16 protein-coding genes are annotated in these 22394 nt (G+C 52.1%); 13 read left to right on the plus strand and 3 right to left on the minus strand.

Annotated elements, in window-relative coordinates:
* Positions 1-264: 264 nt before the first annotated feature.
* Complete coding sequence (gene carB / locus GZZ87_RS08660) at positions 265-3501, minus strand: carbamoyl-phosphate synthase large subunit (RefSeq protein WP_162027709.1); 3237 nt, start codon at positions 3499-3501, stop codon at positions 265-267.
* 143 nt (positions 3502-3644) lie between these two features.
* On the opposite strand from carB, the gene GZZ87_RS08665 reads away from it, so the two are divergent.
* From GZZ87_RS08665 to GZZ87_RS08710, 10 genes are all read left to right on the plus strand, one after another.
* Positions 3645-5243, plus strand: coding sequence for a hypothetical protein (locus tag GZZ87_RS08665; protein ID WP_162027497.1), 1599 nt, complete (start codon positions 3645-3647; stop codon positions 5241-5243).
* Complete coding sequence (locus GZZ87_RS08670) at positions 5240-5983, plus strand: hypothetical protein (protein ID WP_162027496.1); 744 nt, start codon at positions 5240-5242, stop codon at positions 5981-5983. Before GZZ87_RS08665 ends, GZZ87_RS08670 begins: the two co-directional genes overlap by 4 nt.
* A gap of 44 nt (positions 5984-6027) precedes the next feature.
* Positions 6028-6729, plus strand: coding sequence for a hypothetical protein (locus tag GZZ87_RS08675; protein WP_162027495.1), 702 nt, complete (start codon positions 6028-6030; stop codon positions 6727-6729).
* Between the two features lie 434 nt (positions 6730-7163).
* Complete coding sequence (locus GZZ87_RS08680; protein WP_244648132.1) at positions 7164-8327, plus strand: efflux RND transporter periplasmic adaptor subunit; 1164 nt, start codon at positions 7164-7166, stop codon at positions 8325-8327.
* Positions 8328-8330: 3 nt separating this feature from the next.
* The gene (locus GZZ87_RS08685; protein WP_162028211.1) at positions 8331-11495 is read left to right on the plus strand and encodes an efflux RND transporter permease subunit; all 3165 of its coding nucleotides are present in this window, start codon (positions 8331-8333) and stop codon (positions 11493-11495) included.
* A complete protein-coding gene (locus GZZ87_RS08690) occupies positions 11485-12897 on the plus strand; it encodes an efflux transporter outer membrane subunit (RefSeq protein ID WP_162086475.1) in 1413 nt (470 codons plus the stop codon). The genes GZZ87_RS08685 and GZZ87_RS08690 overlap by 11 nt, the downstream gene beginning before the upstream one ends.
* 69 nt (positions 12898-12966) lie before the next feature.
* Complete coding sequence (locus GZZ87_RS08695; protein WP_162028213.1) at positions 12967-13221, plus strand: hypothetical protein; 255 nt, start codon at positions 12967-12969, stop codon at positions 13219-13221.
* A gap of 156 nt (positions 13222-13377) precedes the next feature.
* On the plus strand, positions 13378-14343 hold the full coding sequence (locus GZZ87_RS08700) for a D-2-hydroxyacid dehydrogenase (RefSeq protein ID WP_162028214.1): 966 nt from the start codon (positions 13378-13380) through the stop codon (positions 14341-14343).
* 179 nt (positions 14344-14522) lie between these two features.
* Positions 14523-15767 carry a glycosyltransferase family 4 protein gene (locus tag GZZ87_RS08705; RefSeq protein WP_162028215.1) on the plus strand — a complete coding sequence of 415 codons (1245 nt, stop codon included), beginning with the start codon at positions 14523-14525 and terminating at the stop codon, positions 15765-15767.
* A gap of 15 nt (positions 15768-15782) precedes the next feature.
* The gene (locus GZZ87_RS08710; protein WP_162028216.1) at positions 15783-16184 is read left to right on the plus strand and encodes an Hpt domain-containing protein; all 402 of its coding nucleotides are present in this window, start codon (positions 15783-15785) and stop codon (positions 16182-16184) included.
* Between the two features lie 32 nt (positions 16185-16216).
* On the opposite strand, the gene GZZ87_RS19895 is transcribed toward GZZ87_RS08710, so the two are convergent.
* Both GZZ87_RS19895 and GZZ87_RS08715 read right to left on the minus strand, forming a co-directional pair.
* Positions 16217-16339 carry a hypothetical protein gene (locus tag GZZ87_RS19895; protein WP_280178267.1) on the minus strand — a complete coding sequence of 41 codons (123 nt, stop codon included), beginning with the start codon at positions 16337-16339 and terminating at the stop codon, positions 16217-16219.
* A gap of 27 nt (positions 16340-16366) precedes the next feature.
* Positions 16367-18085 carry a sodium-dependent transporter gene (locus GZZ87_RS08715; RefSeq protein WP_162028217.1) on the minus strand — a complete coding sequence of 573 codons (1719 nt, stop codon included), beginning with the start codon at positions 18083-18085 and terminating at the stop codon, positions 16367-16369.
* A gap of 101 nt (positions 18086-18186) precedes the next feature.
* Between GZZ87_RS08715 and GZZ87_RS08720 the strand changes: the two genes are divergently transcribed.
* The 3 genes from GZZ87_RS08720 (at position 18187) to GZZ87_RS08730 (ending at position 21436) form a co-directional block, all read left to right on the plus strand.
* The gene (locus GZZ87_RS08720; RefSeq protein WP_162028218.1) at positions 18187-19302 is read left to right on the plus strand and encodes an LptF/LptG family permease; all 1116 of its coding nucleotides are present in this window, start codon (positions 18187-18189) and stop codon (positions 19300-19302) included.
* An 11-nt stretch (positions 19303-19313) separates the two neighbouring features.
* Positions 19314-20462, plus strand: a complete 1149-nt coding sequence (locus GZZ87_RS08725) for an RsmD family RNA methyltransferase (RefSeq protein ID WP_162028219.1) — start codon at positions 19314-19316, stop codon at positions 20460-20462.
* Positions 20463-21253: 791 nt separating this feature from the next.
* Positions 21254-21436, plus strand: a complete 183-nt coding sequence (locus GZZ87_RS08730; protein WP_162028220.1) for a hypothetical protein — start codon at positions 21254-21256, stop codon at positions 21434-21436.
* Positions 21437-22394: the final 958 nt, after the last annotated feature.

Here is a 22394-nt window from a genome sequence, read left to right on the forward strand (position 1 = left end):
CGGCGACTCGAGGCGCATCGGCTTCGAGTTGATCCGACTGTGAGATGAATCGTTTGGAGCCAGGTGACTGCTTGATAGTATCGCTGCAGGTGTGGGGCGTTTGTGTAGAATCCGACTGGCTTGAATAAGCGATCGCATTCAAATGAGTGTCGTTTCGTTTTGTAGGCAATTAGATTGCTTGGGCTCTCTGTCAAAATAAAGCGGGCTGCTCAACTTGCGTTGGGCAGCCCGTCGGGTTGAAACTGTATTCGTGCAAGTCTCGCTTTAGCGAGGGTTCGCTTCGTTGCTGTAAGACTGAATCGAGCGCACGTCGTAGCCTTTTTCACGGATCGACTTGATGCCGTCAACGGCTGCAGAGGCGGCGGAGATCGTCGTCATGATGCAGATGTTGTGCTTCACGGCTTCGGTGCGAATCTGATTCTCGTTTTGACGGGGCACGGTGCCTTGTGGCGTGTTAATGATCAACGAGACCTTGTTGTTCTTGATCAAGTCAATCACGTTCGGGCGACCTTCACTGAGGCGGCAGACGTTTTTCACTTCGATGCCATTATCTTTGAAGAGTTTGCCGGTGCCAGCTGTGGCGAGGATGCCGAAGCCGAGTGCACTGAGACCCTTCGCGATTTCAACTGCGCGCTCCTTGTCGGCGTCTTTCACGCTGATGAAGACGTCGCCTGAATCCGGAAGCGCTGGTTTCGCGGCCATTTGAGACTTCGCGAATGCGACGCCGAGATCCTTATCGAGGCCCATGACTTCACCGGTCGAGCGCATTTCTGGGCTCAGCATGATCGGAGCACCTGGGAAGCGGTTGAACGGGAAGACGGATTCCTTGACTGCCCAGTAGGGGGGAATGATTTCCTTGGTGAAACCGAGGTCGACCAGCTTTTCGCCTGCCATGATACGGGAAGCGAGCTTTGCGAGTGGCACGCCGATCGCCTTGGAGACGAATGGCACGGTGCGCGATGCGCGTGGGTTGACTTCAATGATATACAGCTCGTCGTCCTTGATCGCGTATTGCACGTTCATGAGGCCGATCACTTGGAGCTCCTTCGCGAGCGCGTAGCTGGCGACGCGCACTTTCTCCAGCATTGCTTCGGAAAGCGTGTGTGGAGGCATGACCATGGCGGCGTCGCCAGAGTGCACCCCTGCGAATTCGACGTGTTGCAACATGCCGCCGATGACTGTGGTCTCGCCGTCGGAAATGCAGTCGACATCGAGCTCGTAAGCGTCTTCGAGGAACTTGTCCAAGAGCACTGGTGTGCCAGGTGCAACGTCGAATACTTCGCGGACGATCTTCTTCATCTCGTCCATGTCATAGACGATGAACATACCACGTCCGCCGAGCACAAAGGAGGGGCGAAGAAGAATCGGGAAGCCAATTTCACCCGCAAGTTCGTAGGCTTCTTCCAGTGAATTCGCGATGCGGTTCTCTGGTTGCTTCAGGTCGATGCGGCTGAGGATGTCGCGGAATTGGTCGCGGTCTTCGGCTGCGTCGATCATCGAAGGCGAAGTGCCGATGATGTTGACGCCGTGTGCTTCGAGCTCCGTTGCAAGATTGAGTGGTGTTTGTCCACCAAACTGAACGATCACGCCGTCGCAGTCGGTCTGTGTGTAGATTTCGAGCACGTCTTCCAATGTGAGCGGTTCGAAGAAGAGCTTGTCGGACGTGTCGTAGTCAGTCGAAACCGTTTCTGGATTCGAGTTCACCATGATGGTCTCGTAGCCAGCTTCACGCAGTGCGAAAGAGGCGTGCACACAGCAGTAGTCGAACTCGATGCCTTGGCCGATACGATTCGGGCCACCGCCGAGAATCATGATCTTCTTCTTGTCACTGTTTACTATCTCGTTTTCGGAGCCGTAGGAAGAGTAGTAGTAAGGTGTGAAGGCTTCGAACTCGGCCGCACAGGTGTCGACGAGACGGAAGTTTGTGAGCACGCCGAGTTTTTCGCGGCGCTTACGCACGGACTGGCGGTTGGAGTTTACCAAGTCTGCGATCAGCGCGTCGCTGAAGCCAGCTTCCTTGGCTGTCTTCATTAGACCTTCGTCGAGCTTGCCGAGGCTGCTCTTGCGGAGATCTTCTTCGATTTCGACGAGCTCACGTAGTTGGTTGATGAACCAAGGATCGAGTGCGCAGAGGTCGAAGATTTCCTCATCGGTCATGCCGTTGAGGAATGCGTGGCGGAGCCAGAAGACACGTTCGCACGTCGGGATCGAGATGCCTTGGCGAACAGCCTGCATATCGGTGATCTTGTTTTCAAACTTAGCTGGACCCACAAAGCCCTTCGCGCCGATTTCGAGCGAGCGCAGTGCCTTTTGGAAGGACTCCTTAAAGGTGCGGCCGATCGCCATGGCTTCACCGACCGACTTCATCGCAGAAGTGAGTGTGGTGTCTGCGCCGATGAATTTCTCGAATGTGAAACGAGGGATCTTGGTGACCACGTAGTCGATCGTCGGCTCAAAGCTGGCCGGTGTCTCGCGGGTGATGTCGTTTTGCAACTCGTCGAGGCTGTAGCCGACTGCGAGCTTGGCTGCGATCTTAGCGATCGGGAAGCCAGTTGCCTTGGACGCGAGTGCAGACGAGCGAGAGACACGTGGGTTCATCTCGATCACGACCATACGGCCGTTCTTCGGATTGACGGAGAACTGAATGTTCGAACCACCAGTCTCAACACCCACTTCGCGGATACATGCGAAGGATGCGTCACGCATAAGCTGATATTCTTTATCAGTCAGCGTCATGGCAGGTGCCACGGTGATGGAGTCACCTGTGTGGACGCCCATTGGGTCAAAGTTTTCAATCGAGCAGATAACGACGCACTGATCCTTGTGATCGCGCATGATCTCCATCTCGTATTCCTTCCAGCCGAGTAGGCACTCTTCGACGAGCACTTCAGTGGTGGGGGACAACTCGAGGCCGTTTTGCACCATCTTCTCATATTCTTCGCGGTTGTAAGCGATGCCTCCGCCAGAACCGCCAAGCGTGAAGCTGGGGCGAATAATGATAGGGAAGTCGCCGATTGTGCGGTCGATCGCTTCGATTGCTTCAGCGAGAGAGTGCACTGTCTCGGAGCGAGCCACGTCGAGGCCGATTTTGAGCATGGCCTGCTTGAAGATGTCGCGGGCCTCGCCTTTAATAATGGCTTCTGGCTTTGCGCCGATCATCTCGACGCCATATTTTTTCAGGATGCCTGCATCGTTTAGGTCCATCGAAAGATTCAGACCTGTCTGACCGCCAAGTGTCGGCAGTAGTGCGTCAGGGCGCTCTTTGTCGATGATCTTTTCCAGTGCGTCGACTGTAAGTGGCTCGATGTAAGTGACATCGGCGAACTCTGGGTCCGTCATGATCGTGGCAGGATTGCTGTTCACAAGGACGATCTTATAGCCTTCTTCACGTAGCGCTTTACATGCTTGAGTGCCGGAATAGTCGAATTCACAGGCTTGGCCGATTACGATCGGGCCGGAGCCAATGATAAGAATTGTCTGAATGTCGGTGCGTTTTGGCATAAATTGGTCGAAAGGGTGGATTTTTTGGATGCTCATGCAAGCACGAAGAAGCGATTGATTTGAGGGAAATGCACTTTTTTCGCGTCGCAATTTTGCACTTGGCCTGTTGTTGTGGATGTTAGTTCTGATTTACACCACTACCTATGACCCATAACAAGAAGCCAGTCATCCTTGTCGCCATCGTATTAATCGCCCTGATGATCATCCCCGTGATCGTTCTCATGATGTCGAAAGACGATGGCGATTCACCTGAAAATCGTTCTGAGGCGTCGATTTCTACTGGCTCGAGCGTCGCGGCACCCGTGGATTACGATCTGCGTCAATTAGCCGAGCGGGCCGAAAAGTTATTGAGCGATGACTTGGCGGTGGCTCTGCGTAAGGGAGATGTGTCGCTCGATTTTATGGCAGACTTAAATAAGGATGCCGAAAAGGCGCGTGATGCGCTAGAGGATGGTAAACTCGAAAAGGCTGAGCAATATTATCGTAGCGTGGTTGAAGCGGCGGAAGCTCAATTGGGCGCGCTGACTTTAGCCGAGACGGCGCGTGCGTTGAACGACTCGACCTATACGGAGCTTAAAAGCCTCGAGTATTTGAAGGCTGCTTTTGAAAATACCTACCGTGAAGCGGTGGAGACATACAACAAAGGGCTACGCGATCTGAACGCTGGTCAATATCAAGAGAGTATTTCCGGGTTCGAAATGACCAGCGCGATTCTTGGCGATCTTGAAGGGCGTGCGATTCAACAAGTCGGTGGTATGCTGGAAGCCGGGAATGCCGCGTTGGCGGAGTTAGACTTGGCCTCTGCGCGCTCTGCCTTTGAGAAGGTGCAGCAAATCGATTCGGCGAACATCGCAGCCAGCGATGGCCTTGCGATGGTGAATGCATTAGAGGGGATTGCTGCGGAAGTGGAGACGATCAAAGCGCTCGTCGCACAGGGGGAATTCAACACCGCATTGGGGCAGCTCGACGCATTGCTCACGCAGAATCCAAACAATCCCTTTCTGCTGAATGAGCGAAAAGTGATTGAAGCTCAGATACTGGAGCTTGAGTTTAACGCCGCGCTGGAACGTGCGACTGCTGCGGAAGCTAGTGGTGATTTGATTGCTGCGGTCACTGAACTGGAGGCTGCAATTGCAATGCGCCCCAGTCCAGAGTTGAGCGCTCGTCTTGAGGCTTTGAAGAAAAAAGCAAAAGCCGCGCGCTTGGAAGTTTTGCTGGAAACCAGCTACAATGCGTTGAAGGCGGGACGCTATGACGCGGCACGCAAGTCGTATCGAGAAGCCGTTGCGCTGGCTCCTGAATCTAAAGAAGCCCGCACGGGGCTAGAGAAGGCATCGAGCCTCTATCTTGCTAATATTCGCTACAGCCAGAACATGGAATCGGCTGCGAAGTATATGAAAGAGGGGCGCTTTCCGTTGGCCGCGAAGTTCTTTAATGATGCCATGGCGAGCCGCCCGAGTTCCGTGCCGCCAAGTCAGATTCAAGAAGAGTCGCGCATTCGCACCGAGTTGGCAGTGCAAAGTAAGGAAGTCGCGGTGCATGTCGTCTCTGATAAGAAAACGTATGTCAGTATGATCGGTGTCTTTGCGCCTGAGCGCTTCAAGGAGAAGGATCTAACGCTGTATCCTGATATCTATAAATATAAGGGCACCCGCAAAGGCTACCGGACCGTTGAAGTTGAATTTAAGGTCGATGCTCGAAAGCCCGTCGAACTTGAAGTGATTTGCACTGATAAACTATGAGCCATCGCTCTCCATTCGCCACTACCGTGTGGTTTTCCATCGGAACATGGTTCGTTGCGTCACTGAGTCTCAGTGCTGCGCCGGATCCGGATTTGTTTGATGGCCGTGTAGCGTCGTCTCCGCCGCCGTCAGAGTCTGCACCGAGCGTGGAGCCTCAAGCTGCCGGTGGTGAGGCAGCGCAGAGTGAAGGCGGTGGGCCGGAGGAAGCAGCATCCGCGGCACGCGACCTCAGCGAAGTGGATGGCGTGACTGCGGGTGAGCAGGTTGCTGCTGAGAGTTCCAAAGCAGCGGAAGCTTCACCGGATTCTGCATCGACTGGTGAAACTGCGCCAGCTCCGACAGGTGGTCGTGATTTCGAAAGCATCGGTCAGGCTGGAGTGGGCGAATCGGTTGAGGTCGATAGTTCGAAATCGGGTGGCACCGTCGCGGGCGGCGGTGGAGGAGGTGTTCCAATAGAAGAGATCCCCGCGGGCGCTAGTGGTGGTTCGGGCGGTGGAGCTGCTCCTTCGGAGCGTAGTTTTGAAGACTTTGGTTTCGGAGCCGCAGGCGGAGCGAGTAGCCCTATTGAGGTGAACCAATCCAAGCAGACAAGTTTTCCTCCTCCAAGTTCGTCCAGTAGTAAGATACCGCCTGCGGAAAAGACTTCGCCGAAAAGCGGTAGTGGTGGCACGGGGGGTAGCGCGCCGGCAGTGGGTAATGCTAGTGGCGACTATGGTTCTAATTTACCGTCAGGCCTTTGATAATTAGGAATTAGGAATTACGAATTAGGAATTACGAAAGAGAGATGAATAGACAATTACATGGGGTCGGGGGGCTGTTGCTATTTTTACTTGGTTCGCCACGTAGGGGCTTTGCTTGCGAAGACCGCGAACGCTGTCTGGGCCTGCGCATCTTCGAAACCTCTCGCCAATTCGCGGGTTCCGCCCCTCGACCAAGACTGGGCCTTGAGCTTGTCGAAACGGCAAGCAGCACCCCTACAGATTCCCGTGGCCGATCTAATTTGTGCAGCTTCTTGTTATTGCTACTTGTGGTATTGGTTAGCCCCGTTGCTGTGCACGCTCAAAGCAGTTCAGGCATTCGCGTAATCGAAGAATCTGCGATTCCTTATGCGGGCTTTCTTTCTAGGGCAAATTTTGACCAGCGCTTCCCTGGGCAGATGAAGTCCGGGCCTGCGGATTTAGATAGCGGTTGGTATGTGATCTATGAGCATGAGAGCCTGAGCTATTACTTCGGGCCGATCCTGCTCGAATCGACTGGTCAGGATTATTTGGAGCAATTGAGGAAAACCGTCGATGCCGCTGTGCAGCAGCGCCCGACAATTACGGACTATCGCCTTGAGTTGAGTTTTGAGCCGAGCGCCAGCGCTAGTCAGGGAAGTGAGAATGACAGTGACAGTGAAGATCCTGACAGTGACTATGGCTCTCCGCCGCCCCCTGAGCCTTCGACTGATATTTGGACGCTCATTCGAGGGGTTTTTGGTTTTTGACGGGTGAGTTGTCCGATTAACTACCGAGTTATATTCACGCGCATCATGATTTGTGAAAAGTGCATTCATACTATTTCGCTATCTTGCTGTAGGGGCTTTGCTTGTCCCCGACCATGAGCTCTGTCGAATTGGCGAAGACCGCGCAAAGGCCACACGCATAGGAAGTTGTAAAACTTTAGCTGCCTTCGCGGGTGCCGCCCTTCGACAAGCTCTGGGCCTTGAGCCTGTCGAAACGGCAAGCAGCACCCCTACGCCAGATTCTTCGATTTGACAAAGTCACAATATTTGATGCGCGTGAGTATATCGCTTGCATGCTCTTATTTATGTAATTGAGATGTTGCTCGATTTTTGGATCCATTCTTTGGGTCTTGTATGGGCCTTTTACCCTCTCATTTATAGTGCGAAATTACCTACGTTACACATTCTCTATGCTCATGGTTTGTCTTATCGCGGGCTGTCGCCAAGAAGAGCCAAAAGTAGTCGAGCCGTTGGAGGTGGTCGTCGCGCCAGTGGAGCAGCGCTCTGTTCCGATCTATGGCAGATACATTGCGACCATGCTGCCGTCTTTGGATGTTGAGGTGCGAGCGCGTGTTAGCGGCTTTCTCGGGGAAATGTCATTTAATGAAGGCTCTTTGGTGCAGGAAGGTGATGTGCTCTATCGAATCGATGATCGTCCTTATCAGGCAAATCTTGAGCGAGTGCGTGCGCAGTTGCAGCGTTCCGAGGCGGCTCTGGCGAAGGCTCAACGCGATGTTGCGCGATTGCGCCCGCTCTATGAACAGGATGCAGCGAGCCAGTTAGATTTTGATAATGCCATTGCGGCACAAGAGCAGGCGGAAGCCGATGTGGCAGAGAGTCAGGCGAACTTGGTCGATGCTGAATTGAAGTTGGAATACACTGAAGTGCGCGCGCCCATTTCCGGTTTGATCGGTGCTTCGAACGTCGATATTGGTGCTTTGGTTGGTTCCGAGGGAGAGTCGCTGCTCTGCACGATTAAGCGAATTGATCCCATGTTTGTTGAATTCCATATGTCGGATTTAGACTATTTGAATGCACGGCGTAGTAAGCAGACATACCTTGAACGCCGGAAAGCCGAGACCTCAGGTAAGTCCGTTGAGGGCTTTGTAAATATCACGCTACCGGATAAGACAGATTATAATTACCTCGGGGATATCAGTTTTACTGATCCTCAAGTGAATTCGGATACTGGCACGTTCACTGTGCGTGCCGTGGTGCCTAATCCGGATCGAGTCTTATTGCCCGGGCAATATACGCGCGTGCGTTTGCGATTGGATACGATTCCGAATGCGTTGTTGGTCGATGAGAAGGCGATTCAGATCGAACAGGGCGGGAGCTTTGCGATGGTTGCCATGTCTGATAACACGGTCGAGCGCCGCTTCCTCGTGGTTGGAACACGATTTGATGGCAGTGTGGTGGTTGATTCAGGCTTAGAGGCGGGGGAGCTTATCATTGTCGAGGGGATGCACAAAGTGGATCATGGTGATTTGATCGTGCCTCTGACGGTTGAGGCATTTCAGGCTCGATTGAGAGCAGAAGAGGCCGCAATGGATGAATTGGAATCAAACGAGAGCGAGTAAGCGATGATATCCAGAATCTTTATTGGACGTCCGATTTTCGCATCGGTGATTTCGATCGTGATCATGCTCGTGGGCGTGATTTCGATGTTTATTCTGCCGATTGATCAATATCCTTACATTACGCCGCCCGGCGTAAAGGTCTCTGCTTCTTTTTCCGGTGCATCTGCAGATACGGCGGCTGATTCTGTCGCGATTCCTTTAGAGCAGGCATTGAACGGGGTGCCTGACATGCTCTACATGAGTTCGAGCAGCAATAAAAGTGGTAGCTCGACGGTGAAGATTACTTTTGAGGTCGGCACGGACTCGGATCTGGCGACCGTGAATGTGCAGAATTATGCGAAAGATGCGGATAGTAGTCTGCCGGCTGATGTGATGCAAGATGGCGTGAGCATCGAGAAAGAGGCCGCGATTGAGCTGATCAAAATCGCGCTCACTTCGGACGATCCAAAATATGACGATGTCTACCTGAGTAACTTCTTGAGTATCAATATTTCCGATTCGATACGCCGCATTCCTGGTGTGGGACGGACGCGAAATACCGGTGCGCGTAGCTATGCGATGCGCGTGTGGTTACAGCCAGATCGAATGGCTGGGTATGGGCTTACGACTTTGGATGTGAAGGATGCGATTCGTGAGCAAAATACCGAAGCGGCTGCAGGCACCTTGGGAGCTCAACCAGGTAATTCGGATTTGACGTTTCCGATTCGCACCCTGGGGCGTTTGTCCACCGCTGAAGAGTTTGGTGAGATTATCATTCGCGCGAATCAGGATGGTTCCATGATCCGTTTGCGTGACTTGGCGAGAGTCGAACTCGGAGCGAAGGCCTATAAGCTAGAGACGAAATTAAATGGGAAAAATGCGGCGATTTTGCAGATCTATATGTTGCCCGGTGCCAATGCGCTTGAAGTCGCGGAGCAGGTAAAGCTGACGATGGCGGATCTGTCTAAAGGCTTCCCGGATGGAATTGACTGGGATGTTTGGTTTGATGCGTCGACTTTTATTAAGGAGGCAGTGAAGGAGGTCGCGGTTTCTTTGGTCATCGCGCTGGTTCTGGTGGTTTTTGTCGTCTATATTTTCCTTCAGGACTGGCGTTCGACTTTGATTCCAATCACGGCCGTTCCTGTTTCGATCATTGGCACATTCACTGCACTTGCGGTATTAGGGTTTAGTCTCAATACGGTGAATCTATTGGCCTTGGTGCTGGCGATTGGGATCGTGGTGGATGATGCGATTGTGCTGGTGGAAAATGTCGAGCGACTGATGGCAGAAGCCGGCTTGAGTGCGGCAAAGGCGACTGCACGCGCGATGGAGGAGTTGACTGGTGCATTGATTGCGACGTCCTTGGTATTGGCTGCCGTATTTGTGCCCGTGTCGTTTTTACCTGGGATTACAGGCATCATGTATCGTGAATTTGCGCTCTCGATCACGGTGTCCGTAATTATTTCGACAATCGTGGCACTGACTTTGAGCCCCGCTTTATGTGCTTTGCTTCTGAGACCCAAAGATACCGAGTCTAAGCCGAACCCCGTGTTTGGCTTGGTGAATCGATTTTTAGATTATTGGGGCGCGCACTATACCAATGCGGTGAGGTCGATCGTTAAACGCTCGAAGTTGTCTTACTGCTTTTTTGCGCTGCTGATTGCGTTGTCGGCCGTTCTCTTTCGAGAGGTGCCTGCCAGCTTTATGCCAGACGAGGATCAAGGTCGTTTCTTTGTGGATTTAGAACTGGCAGATGGTTCTACGGTGGCGCGCTCGAAGGCGATTGTTGACCGTGCCGCACGCTTAGTTAAAACGCATCCAGCAGTGGATTATGTCTTCAGCCTTGCGGGTGAGAGTAAGCGATCTGGTGGCAATGAAGGCTCGGGCACCTTAGAGGTGGTGCTGAAAGATTGGGAGCAACGTGCGGAAGCAGGTTACACCGTGGAGCAAGTGATCGCGGAACTATCTCCGCAGCTAGAAAGCTTTGTAGAAGTTAGCGTGCGCACGTTTACACCGCCGGCGATCGCGGGGTTGGGCACAGGTAGTGGTGTTGAAATGGAGTTGCAGGATCGTTCTGGCACAAATGCCGAGGGGCTTGCGGCGATGGCTGAGGCGCTAATTGATGTGGTTGAAAAGAATCCAGCCGTGGAGGAAATCTCAAGTTCAATCAAATCCGAGGTGCCTTTGCTTGAACTCTCGGTGGATCGTTCGCGGGCAAAAGCTCTGGGTGTGCCGCTGAAGGATATTTATAGCACGATGAATGACTATACCGGTTCTTCGTCGGTGAATGACCTAAATCTGTTCGGCCGTGTCTATCGAGTCTATATGCAGGCTGAAAGTGAGTATCGTGATCGAGTGGAGTCGCTTGATTTATACCATGTGCGCTCTGCGTCGGGTGCAATGGTGCCGATCAATGTGGTCTCAGACTTGGCCTATTCGACGGGGCCGGCATCGGTTGACCGTTATAATATGTATCAATCCGCTAGTATTTCTGCGGTGCCAGCGAAGGGGTATTCGACCGGAAATGTGTTGGATGCCATCGAAGCCGGTATGGAGGAAGTGCAAACGCCAGGCTTTGGCTACGAGTGGACTGGGGTGACGCTGCAGGAGGTGAAGTCCTCGGGGCAGACTGTGATTGCCGTCGCGCTGGCGCTGACTTTTGTCTTTCTCTTTCTATCTGCCTTGTATGAGAGTTGGACGGTGCCGATGGCAGTGCTGCTGATTGCGCCGATTGCGTTTTGCGGAGCGCTGGTAGCCGTGTGGTTACGAGGATTAGATAATAATTTGTTCTTTCAGATAGCCTTGATCTCGTTGATCGGTTTGGCGGCGAAAAACTCGATTCTAATCGTTGAGTTTAGTTATGACCTTTACCAAAAGGGGCGTGATCCTGTGGATGCCGCCATTGAAGGCGCGCGCTTGCGCTTTCGTCCGATTTTAATGACGGCCTTTGCGTTTATTGTGGGAGTCTTACCGTTGGTCCTGTCGCAAGGGCCGGGTTCGATGGCACGTAAGAGTTTGTCGACTCCTTCGTTTGGAGGAATGATTTTTGCCAGCACGATTGGTATCTTGTTGGTGCCGCTGTTCTTTGTGTCTGTGATCCGATTGAGTGAATGGATGCGAGGTGGACGTTTAAAACCGGTTGGTGCAGATTCAGCCGTAGAAGAGGAGGAGGTTTCCAATGAGGTTTAAGTATTGCATCCCGTTGATTTCCTTGTGGCTAGGAGGGTGCATGATTGGCCCAGATTATGAGAAGCCTACCGAGAGTTCGCTACAGGTGCCTGAGCATTACTATGTTGAGGACGGTGCTTCGGATGATGCCTCGCTGAGTGAGGATAGTTTGGCGCTGAAAGAGTGGCGATCGGTGTATAAAGATCCGTTTTTGGTTGGACTGATTCGAGAGGCTTTGGATGAGAATTTGGATATGGCCGCGGCGCAATCGCGCTTGCGTCAGGCGTATGAATTAATCGGAGTGTCACGTGCAGCCCTCTTTCCTTGGTTGGATGGGGATTTGAATTCGAATGCGGAGCAAGCAACGGGCTCGCATGAAACCGATGAGACTTATACGGCCGCGGGGCTATTGAGTTGGGAGCTGGATGTGTGGGGGATACAGCGACGAGAGATTGAAGCGGCTCAGGCACAGGCGATTCAAGCCGAGCTCGATGTCAATGCGGTGCAGGTGTCGTTGATTGGCACGATTGCGGTGCAGTATTTTAACTTGTTAAGTATCGATCATCAATTGAGCGTCACGCAGTCGACGATTGATACGCGCCGAGAAGCGCTGCGCATTTTAGAGCTTCGTAAGGAAAGTGGCGTTATTTCTGGTGTTGAAGTGAGTCAGGCGGAAGTGTCGTTGGCTCAGGCAGAGCGCAAACTTCCTGAGTTGAAGCAGGCGCAGCTTGAGATCGAAACGATACTGAGCGTGTTGCTCGGGCGCGCGCCTGGGGAGATTGTGCGCGGTGAGTTGTTGATGGATATCGAGGTGCCCGACGAATTACCAGTCGGTATGCCGAGTGATTTACTGCTGCGGCGTCCTGATGTGCGCGGTGCTGAAATGGCGATGGTTGCAGCCAATGCGAAAGTTGGTATTGCGGAGGGGCGTTTTTATCCCCGCTTCAAACTGACAGGGGAGTTCGGCTATGAAAGCGATAAGCTTGGAGACCTGTTGGATAGTGGCACCGACTTTTTCGATTTTGATGCAAACATGACTGCGCCGATCTTTAATGCAGGAGCGAATAAGGCGAACCTCGCTGCCGAGAAAGAGGCGTATGAGCAGAGCCTGATCAGCTATAAAAAAATCGTGCTGAATGCGCTGCAAGAGGTCAGTAATGTGCTCAGTGGTTATCAACAGGCTCAACTACAGGAGGCCGCGGATCGTAAGTTGCTCGTTGCCGCGCAGAAGTATAATCGTCTGGCATTACTGCAGTATCGCGGTGGTGTGCTCGGCTATATCGATGTGCTAGATGCCCAACGCCAACTCTTCGATGCGCAGCTTTCAGTCACCCAGTCGCGTCGAGATCGTTTGCGGGCGCTCGCTGCATTGTATCGAGTGCTTGGCGGAGGCTGGGATCCGCAGAGTGTTGCAGTTAAATAGTGCAAGGCTATTGTATGGATTCACTTTTCGGGTTTGCTATCGAGTGCTAGCTCGACATCTCAAAGTGAGATGCAGGAGAAGAATATTTATTTAAGAGCCTTGGAGGCCGAGCAGGGCGGAGACTGGGCGAAGGCGCACGAACTAGTGCAAGACATGGTCACCGCTGAGGCGGCGTGGGTGCATGCATATTTGCATCGAGTCGAAGGTGATGAGGGGAATGCCGAGTATTGGTATAACCGCGCGGTGCAGCCGGTGTGCGCGACCAGCTTGGATGCTGAATGGAAGGTGTTGTATGCCGAGTTCGAAGGCTTGGATCGGTATTAGAGATTTTGAGATATTGATAGTGAGTGCCTGCCTGCAGTAGGGGGCTTTTAGGTGCGCGAACAGTCGGGATATCTTGTTTATTCCGCTCACCCGCGGGATCGACTCTTCGGTGAAAGAATATTGCATCTAAAACGAATGTGAATTGATTCTATCGCTATGAAGATTGTTGTGCTTGATGCTGGAACTTTGGATTTTGAAGATACTGCTTGGTTGGCGCTTCGCGAATTAGGCGATGTGCAGCTTTATGCATCGACACCAGCAGATGCGGCGACGATTCAGGCGCGCATCTGCGAGGCTGACGTCGTGTTTACAAATAAGGTAGTGCTCCGTGCTGAGGCGCTCAAGGCTGCGGCACAGTTGAAATTTATCGGCGTATTAGCGACTGGCTACAATGTTGTCGATGTGGAGGCCGCGACGCAGCTGGGGCAGACGGTCTGCAACGTGCCGACCTACGGCACAGCTACGACCGCGCAACATGCGGTGGCTCTGATTCTTGAGCTGTGTAACCACGTCGGACAGCAAAGCATCTCGGTGCATGCTGGGGATTGGGTGCGTAGTGAGCTTTTCTCATATTGGCAGCAAGCTCCGCGTGAGCTGGCTGCGATGACGGTTGGAATTGTCGGATTCGGCACGATCGGGCGCCGAGTGGCTGCAGCGCTACATGCCATGGGTGCTAAGGTGATCGCTTCGGCACGCACCGAGCGTAACGCGCCTGACTATGAGGGCTTTGAATGGGCGAGCAACGAGACGATTTTTGAGCGTGCGGATTTGGTGAGTCTACATTGTCCCGAGACGCCTGAGAATACCGGTTTTGTAAATGCGGAGCTGCTGGCGACCATGAAGCCTGAAGCAATGATCGTGAATACCGCGCGCGGTGGACTGGTTTGCGAAGCGTCGCTCGCGGCAGCTCTACGCAGTGGGACGCTTGCGGGCGCTGCGCTCGACGTGCTCCGTCAGGAGCCGATGCCGGCTGATTGTCCCTTGTTGGGCGCACCGAATTGTTTGATTACGCCGCATGTGGCATGGGCGAGTGAGCCTGCGCGCCGACGTCTGTTGGCGACATCGGTTGAGAACTTGCGCCAGTTCTTGGCGGGGCAGCCTGTGAACGTGGTTTCGGCGTGATTACTAACTTGTTTGTAAATGTGACGAAAAAGTGGGATTATTGAACGATTTGGCTGGATTGCTGCTTTTCAAAGTGTCTCAGTCTTCCGCTTCATAGCTAGTTGCACTGATACTAGATCGTCACAGTTTCCTTTTTTGCTAATAGGGTCGCCCCTTAGTCCCCCCCGTATTCTCAGTTCGTGAAGGTTCTAATTTTAACAGCTTTATATCCACCGCTAGGTGCCAGTGGACACGATGATCGTTGCCGTCAGGTCGTTGAAGCGTTGTCAAAAAGTGGGCATAAGCTTCAGGTGCTGACTTCGGATTATCGTTTGCCGCCGATGGGGGTGTTAGGTGAGAAGGGTGTCTACCGGCAGTTGCAGTTGCATGATGCGAAGGATCTTGAGAATGCTGCGGATGCGCCTTTCAGGGAGAAGTATGAGTATGAACTCGCGCAGGCTCGGGTGTTGTATAAGCGGATTGAACGCTTTCAGCCGGACGTGGTTTATGTATGGAATGTGAGTGGGGTGTCGAAGTCGCTCTTATTTACTCTACAGGAGCAGGGCACGCCGCTCGTCTATGATTTGCACAATGATTGGTGTAAAGCTGAAGTGTTTGATCGTGACCCGTGGATCCAATGGTGGCAGGGGAGTCGAGCCCTAGGCACGAAGTGCTACCAATTCTATTTAAAAATGATTGGCGCGGCGCGGCGACACTTGCGGAACCTTCCAGTTGGGCAGGTGAATGAACTAGATTTGTCGAATGGTTACTTAGCAAGTGAGAGTTTACGTGAGCAATTAAAGGCCGCTGGCTTGGAGCAAGCGGCCGCGCTGCCAGTGCTTTATCCAGCATTGGATGCGAATCATTTGACATTTAAGTTTAGCTACGAGCCTGCACGGAAGTTCGTGTGGGCGGGGCGCTTGAATGCCGAGAAGGCTCCGGCTGTTGCACTGCGAGCGGTCGGCGTGTTGAAGGATCGCGGTGTTAATGTCTCGTTGGATTTTTATGGTAAGGGTGAGCCGTCTGACCGAAAGGCGATGCGTAGTTTGATTAACTCCTCAGGGCTCAGTGCTTCGGTGCGGATGATTGGAATTCGTCCAGGCGAGTTGGCCGCGAAGTATGCGGCGTATGATGCCTTGTTGTTTACTAGTCATTGCAATGATCCATTTCCGATAACGCCACTGGAGGCGATGATGTCTGGCTTGCCGACGATTTTATCGCGCGATGGTGGTATAAAAGAAATTGCCGAAGATGGCGAGACCGCTCTGCTCTATGAGGCAGGTGATGCGGAGGCGCTGGCGGATGCGATGCAGCGTATGATGGCTCTGCAGGATGGTGGAGCTGCGATGGCAAAGAAATGCATGGAAAGATTGCAAGCTCAGCATTCGCTCGATACTGTAGCCTCTCGAATCGAAGCACTCCTTTTTGCTTCGGTTAAGTCGTGAGGCGCACTTTTTGCTATGTCCCAAGAATTTGATATCCCCGGAGTGGATTTTGATCAGTCGATCCCCGCGATGGATCGCGAGCAAATCGACATGTTGCTGATGGTTGATGATAGTGAGGATGACTCGTGCGCCTTAGTGCGTGAGTTGTTTGATCTCTTTAAGGGAGAAAGTGTCGGCAAACTATTGGAGTTGAGCGATGTTTGTGCTGCGAATGACGCTGACGAATTGCGGAAGATCGTTCACTTTATCGCTGGGAGTGCTGGTAATCTCGGCCTCTCTTACTTGTCAGGGTTTTACCGTAGCATTGAACAAGCGCTTGATGCGGGGACGCTGACAGAGCTATCGCCTTGCGAGAAGCCGATTCGTATCGCATTTACCGATGCGTGTGAAGCATTTAGCTCTGAATTTAAAGTCTAGGTGAGCTGCTGGGCCAACTGCTACGAGCTTGTTTATTGTATGTCGGGCGGGTCTTGCTCAAATCCGTGGACGTGCTCGGATTCTTCGGGAACTGTGAGGACTTTATAGACGCACCACGCCAGCAGAGAGCTGACTGAGCCGATTGAGAGTGCCATGATTATCCATCCGCTGCTTGTCATGATTTAGTCCTTTTTCGTGAGTTTTTTGTAGTCTGGGTTGAGAAATGCGATAAACCCAAACAAAGCCGCGACGGAGCCGATGAGGCAGATTGTCAGCCAAGCGACGGTATTTGGCTCGATGAATAGGTCTCGAACGTAGGCGCTGTATTCTGTTTCGCCAGTTTGGAAGTTGAGCCCGAACACATTCGTGGCGATCCACATCGCGAAAATCACAATGAGAAAGAGCGGGCTGACGTATTTCATGATGAATTTAAATGCGCTCGGAATTCGTATGGCAGAGCCTTGATGGGCAAGCTCAAAGCCTTTTTCGATGCCTAGTATCCAGCCGAAAATGATAATCTGCACGGTCGATAGAGCGAAGATTAGGAAAGTTCCGATCCAGAAGTCCATCGTATCGAGTGCTTTCACGCCCTCGCTGAAATACACGACGAAGCCGCACCCCACCACCGTGATCATCCCGAGCAACACGACGGACTGCTTGCGGTTGATCTTTAGGGCTTCCTCGAGAAATGAGATGCCTGGTTGCAGCATTGAGAGCGAGCTGGTGACAGCAGCGAGGAATAGTAGGAAGAAGAATAGCGCGCCAAATAGCCCACCTAATGGCATATTTGCAAATACCATAGGTAGCACATTAAATCCGAGGCCGAAGGTGCCCATGCCTGCCACACCAGCAACGCCAAGGAAGGTCACTGCCGCAGGCAGCGTAATGAGGCCGCCGAGTCCCACTTCGAAAAATTCGTTTGCGCTGGCGGCTGCCAAACCACTGAGGATGACATCGTCCTTTTTTGTTAGGTAGCTCGAATAGGTGATAATGACGCCGAAGCCCACGGAGAGTGAGAAGAAAATCTGCCCAGCTGCGGCGAGCCAGAGCTGTGGATTCATGAGCTGTTGAGTGACGGTAATACGCGTCACACGTGTGGTGCCTGTCTTTTGGGCTGTGGCAAGGGCAGCGTTGAGCTTTTCTTGGTCGACGATTTCATGGTCTTTGACCCAATTGCCCGACTCATCTTTGATTTCTACCACGTTTTTAACCGGATTCCACATGAAACCTAGGCCGTTGCTAACATTGCGGTGTGGTAGCTCAGGGTTGGGTGTGCCAAGCGTCAGCACGCGCACTAAGATGATGACTGCGATGATTGCGAGGGTTGGCATGGCAAACTTGCAAAACAGCTCGATGCCCTTTGAGAGTCCACGGTAGATCAGGATGAAATTGAGAATAAAGACTAGGATCAGGTAGAAGCCGACTTGCTTAAGCCCAAATCCCAGGGCGCTGCCGTTTTCTTGGACTCCTATAAAGCCGCCCCAGAAATCGCTCGATTCACTGACCGCGGAAAATGACATGTCGCTGACGAGGAAATTGACCGCATACCCAAGGCACCAAGCCTCTATGTAAACATAATACATGTAGATGATGACGGGAATCAGCACGCCGATGATGCCAATGTATTTAAAGGCAGGATTGCGCGTGATGTAATTAAAGATGCCTGGAGTGGAGTTGAAGCCACCTTGACCGCCCATCCGTCCCATTGTCCATTCTGCCCAACAAATGGGTAAGCCTATGATGATAAAGGAGATGAAGTAGGCGAGCATGAAGGCGCCCCCGCCGTATTCAGCTGCTTGTCCGGGGAAGCGGAGGAAATTACCTAAGCCGACGGCGCTGCCGGCTACAGCGAGAATGACTCCCAAACGGGAACTCCAAGATTCTTTAATTTTTTTAACCATGTGGTATACGATGATCAAGTAGTAGACCCATTATTCATGCCAGTAAAAAAACTTCTCAAACGGAGTGACTTTATGTGAGGTTCTGTCGTAGAACATACGCAATGTCTTTGATTGATCGATATATTCTGAAGGAGTGGGCTGTTGGCTTCGCTCTCACGCTTGGTGTGATCGTCGGTATCTTGATCCTTCAAAATATGTATGACAGCTTGCCTGATCTGTTGGAGATCGGTGCCAGTGTGGGCGAAGTCGCTTTCTACTACGTGTTGGCATTGCCCGCTTATCTGCCTGCGATTCTACCTATTGCGTTTTTGGTGTCGCTATTGTTTTCGCTGGGCACACTGCATCGCAATAATGAGATCACCGCAATGCGTGCCTCTGGCGCCGGCTTATTTCGTATCACTCGCTCGCTCTGGGGTGCGGGCTTGGTGCTCTCCGGCTTGTTGTTTTATTTGACGGCTTCACTGGTGCCGCAGTCGGTGGAGCGTGCGCGCACGTTTTTTGAAAACCTTGAGTATGCTGCGCTAGCTGATGACAATACGCAGGCTAAGGAGTTAGGGCTCGTCTACAATTTGGGTTTCGATAATCGGAAGGACGGTCGCTTGTGGTTTATGGACCGATTCAGCGAGCGCGCATGGTTAGGGCTTGGCGTGAATGTGCACACGCGGGGGGCTGACGGTCAGGAGCTAAATCGGATTTCTGCAAGTGAAGCATATTACGATGATACACAGAGGCATTGGGTGTTTTTGAATGGGCGCGAGTTGATGCTCGACCCTGAGACCGGGGATCCCTTGCGCACCCTTCAATTTAAAGAAAAGACCTTTGAGGCGTTTGATGAAGATCCGACCCTCATGCTGGCGCTTCATAAGAAGCCCAAGTCGTTGTCTTTATTTGAGCTGCGCCGCATTATTGAGACGGTGCCACCAGAGGAGAATCCCGCTGTGGATGCCTATCTAGTGCGCTATTATTCTCTGCTAGCGGCGCCTTTTAGTTGCTTGGTCGTGGTCGGACTCGCCGTGCCGTTTGCTGTCTCTGGCGTGCGGACCAATCCGATGATCGGAATTTCAAAATGCATGGGGTATTTCTTGGTCTTTTATATACTCATGAGCGTTGCGACTATTTTGGGTGACCGGCAATTGATTCCCGCTCTTATGGCTGCATGGCTTCCGAATGTCGTGATGTTTGGTGCCGCGGGTTGGCTCTATCGCCAAGCACGCTAAGTTTTTAATTTATGGATATTTCAAAGGTAAACGTGCTGCGCTTAAAGGCAATGACTGCGGGCGAGGCTTCGGGGCACCCGTGGGTTCACCTGGATGCATTGGATCTAACGGATACGACGCTGCCAGATGGCGCGGCGGCGACTCTGGTCGCTACGGATGGCCATGTGCTCGGTAGTGGCGTTTTTGACCGCCGTCATGCGGCTGTAGCTTGGCGTCGTTTTAGTTGGGCTGAAGGTGTGGCATTTGATGAGACTTATGTGGCCGATGCATTACAGGAGGCGCTCGGGCGTCGCGGAGATGAGAGTTGTTTGCGACTAATCTGTTCCGATGCCGATTATTTACCAGGTCTGATTGTTGAGAAATATGCTGACGTGCTAACCATTACGGCAGAAACGGTCGCAGTAGACGCACATCTTGATATGATCGCGGAGTTGCTGAAAGAGCATTTCTCGCCGCTGGAAATAGTGTTCCTCAATGATTGCGAGCGCCGTGCAACTTATGGACTGGAGCGCAGTGTGCGCACCATGAGTGGCAATAATTTAAAGGGGCGTTGGGTCGAAATCGATGAGGTGAACTATCGCTTGGATTTGATGCAGTCGCAGAAGCCGCGCTTTTATTTGGATCAACGCGAGCAACATTCGCTGGTGGGGAGCTTGTGCGAGGGGCGTGTGGTGCTCGATGCCTTTTCGCACTCAGGTGCCTTTGCTCTGCAAGCCTTGCGGGCAGGCGCGGAGCATGTGGTGGCGACTGATCTTTCGGAAATCTGCGTGAAGGCGATTGGCGCAAATGCGCAGCGCAACGAATGCTTTATTGAGACGATTGACTGCGATGCAGCTGCCTTTTTGGCGGAGCGCACTGTCGGCGACTTTGACTGTATCATCCTCGATCCGCCGAGCGAGATGGCGGCAGATATTGAAGCGTTGAAGCAGTTACACGTCAGCGCATTTCGTTGCTTGCCTGACGGTGGCGTGTTGGCGACTTATTGCCGATCTGAGTCGATCGGACTCGAAGCTTTTGAATGTATGGTATCGGTCGCTGCCGCAGAAGTCGGCCGTGAAGGGCGTATTTTCGCACGCACGGGACAGCCGTTTGACTTCCCGACATTACTGAATTTTCCCGAGAGTAATTTGCTCAAGGGCTTGATTCTGCAAGTGGATTAAGCAATCGCGTATTAGTTTCAGGCCTACCTCCTTACCGTGAGCGGGCGTTTGGTGTTGTTGCGATGGACTGACCTGAATCAACTCAGACTTTCCTTTGGAAAGAACCGCGTGTTAGATTATGGATTAAAGATCGGGCATAACTTGGTAGCGGCGTTCGTCCGGCGCGCCATCCTCTTTATTTAGGTTCAATTACGGGCCGCGACATGTGCGACTTCTAATGAAGTTATTTTAAACTTTCAAAACTATCAGAAATTATGCGAAAGCATGACCATGGACGACGCAGACTTTAAAGAAACTCGCTTAGCTTTTATCGCTCAATGGTGCTCGCTAGATAGCAACTGGGGAATTAACTGGACAATGGCGCGCTTCTGGCGGTCGCGGTCGAGTCGATACATGCCAGCGAGGTGATGGAAGAACTCAAACTGGGCGGTGGAAATACCAATGCGAACCTTTGAGATCTTCTCGGCTGGGGCTTGGTGAAGCGTGTGACTTACCCAAGTGATCGCAAAGAATTCTTCGATGCTGAGAAGGACCTATGGGTGATCTTCTGCACTGTTGCCCGTGAGCGTAAGCGTCGTGGGATTGATCCGGTTTTGAAGCTACTGAGGGACTCCTTGTCACAGTCCTTGAATTAAAACGATGCAGCGCAGAAATTGTTTTTAAGGACAATTCTCTAGTCTAGCCGACTTCGTTTCCACTTCAAAGCAAATACTCGGTAAAGTCGCCCGGTCGGAGAAGAATGAGGTGATGCCTTTCTACTCAAAAACTTTTATATGATAAGAAGATAAAAAATGAATAATCTAATGCTATATACCTACGCGTTCTATGGTCTCGCAATCATCGCGATGACTGTCTGGGGTGCTCACGCTCTATGTCGCGTAGGGCATCTCTTACTGCGTGAAACACTTCACCGTGATCAAGATGTGGCTGGCGTGGTCAATCATTTACTGAGCGTCGGCTTCTATCTCTTGTGAACCTTGGTTTTGTGCTGATGTTCTTAAGGTATGGAAAGCACCCGCATAGGATCGTGGAAGCGGTGGAATGCTTTATCATGAAGGTGGCATCGTGCTGATCGTGCTCAGGGTTATAGATGTCTTCAACATGTTCAACTTCGATAAGGTACGTAAGAAAGTGCGGCCGCCTGCAATCCGAGCTTAGCGCTTCTTTTATTTTGCACGAATTGTCATTAATTACTGAGTATGTAGAATCTATGATCTGTGTAAACTGCAACTGAACCAATGCGTATCTATGTTGAGTTAATGATACCACATGGAGGATTCCGCGCAGTCGCACGGACGCGGTCTTCGCTGAGGTGGGTGAGCGTTGGATAGTGAATGTGATAGTGCCGGTACATGCGTGCCGTGAATTGATTCGTGTGTGGTTTCTTGGGTCGATTCGTGTCGAGGCGGGCTACGCCTTTGGTCTCTGTGTTATCTTTATGAAGCATGTGCGCCAACCGGTGCTTCGCTCAGGAGTGAGCCAGAAAGCCAGACTGGTACGTTAGGTATTGCTTGTGCCGATATGCGAGATGGGAGTCAGGCAGTTTGGTTGGATCATGGTTATAGCTAGGCATTCTGGTTGAAGCTTTCGCGAAGTTGGGCTTTCCTTAAGTGCAATTCTATATTGAGCGTGGGCGGGATCGTTGCCAGCGCTGGAAGCTGGTTATGGGCACTACTGGCAATACGATCGATTCACGGTTAATTGAATACCCCGAAGTGACGACCTTAGGGCTTGAGGCATTCGCTAATGCTCAAGTAGTAAAGGATGCTTTATCGCAGGTTTTCATGGCTATGGGCCTAGCTGAGTGGAGAGGAAGGTCGCTGTGTCGATTTGCATAAGCGCAGTAATAATCGCGTTGTGCAGATAGAGCTCTAGCGTTGTTATTGGCGAAGTGCTTGGGGCAACTGGCGCGTGGATGGAGTATATCGTACG

It is taken from the genome of Lentimonas sp. CC4 (genome assembly GCF_902728235.1).
Classification (GTDB): domain Bacteria; phylum Verrucomicrobiota; class Verrucomicrobiia; order Opitutales; family Coraliomargaritaceae; genus Lentimonas.

What these genes read in the sequence shown, in the direction of transcription:
- carB (WP_162027709.1), bottom strand. Translation starts at nt 3,501, where the DNA reads ATGCCAAAACGCACCGACATTCAGACAATTCTTATCATTGGCTCCGGC.
- GZZ87_RS08665 (WP_162027497.1), top strand. Translation starts at nt 3,645, where the DNA reads ATGACCCATAACAAGAAGCCAGTCATCCTTGTCGCCATCGTATTAATC.
- GZZ87_RS08670 (WP_162027496.1), top strand. Translation starts at nt 5,240, where the DNA reads ATGAGCCATCGCTCTCCATTCGCCACTACCGTGTGGTTTTCCATCGGA.
- GZZ87_RS08675 (WP_162027495.1), top strand. Translation starts at nt 6,028, where the DNA reads ATGAATAGACAATTACATGGGGTCGGGGGGCTGTTGCTATTTTTACTT.
- GZZ87_RS08680 (WP_244648132.1), top strand. Translation starts at nt 7,164, where the DNA reads ATGGTTTGTCTTATCGCGGGCTGTCGCCAAGAAGAGCCAAAAGTAGTC.
- GZZ87_RS08685 (WP_162028211.1), top strand. Translation starts at nt 8,331, where the DNA reads ATGATATCCAGAATCTTTATTGGACGTCCGATTTTCGCATCGGTGATT.
- GZZ87_RS08690 (WP_162086475.1), top strand. Translation starts at nt 11,485, where the DNA reads ATGAGGTTTAAGTATTGCATCCCGTTGATTTCCTTGTGGCTAGGAGGG.
- GZZ87_RS08695 (WP_162028213.1), top strand. Translation starts at nt 12,967, where the DNA reads ATGCAGGAGAAGAATATTTATTTAAGAGCCTTGGAGGCCGAGCAGGGC.
- GZZ87_RS08700 (WP_162028214.1), top strand. Translation starts at nt 13,378, where the DNA reads ATGAAGATTGTTGTGCTTGATGCTGGAACTTTGGATTTTGAAGATACT.
- GZZ87_RS08710 (WP_162028216.1), top strand. Translation starts at nt 15,783, where the DNA reads ATGTCCCAAGAATTTGATATCCCCGGAGTGGATTTTGATCAGTCGATC.
- GZZ87_RS19895 (WP_280178267.1), bottom strand. Translation starts at nt 16,339, where the DNA reads ATGGCACTCTCAATCGGCTCAGTCAGCTCTCTGCTGGCGTGGTGCGTC.
- GZZ87_RS08715 (WP_162028217.1), bottom strand. Translation starts at nt 18,085, where the DNA reads ATGGTTAAAAAAATTAAAGAATCTTGGAGTTCCCGTTTGGGAGTCATT.
- GZZ87_RS08720 (WP_162028218.1), top strand. Translation starts at nt 18,187, where the DNA reads ATGTCTTTGATTGATCGATATATTCTGAAGGAGTGGGCTGTTGGCTTC.
- GZZ87_RS08725 (WP_162028219.1), top strand. Translation starts at nt 19,314, where the DNA reads ATGGATATTTCAAAGGTAAACGTGCTGCGCTTAAAGGCAATGACTGCG.
- GZZ87_RS08730 (WP_162028220.1), top strand. Translation starts at nt 21,254, where the DNA reads ATGAATAATCTAATGCTATATACCTACGCGTTCTATGGTCTCGCAATC.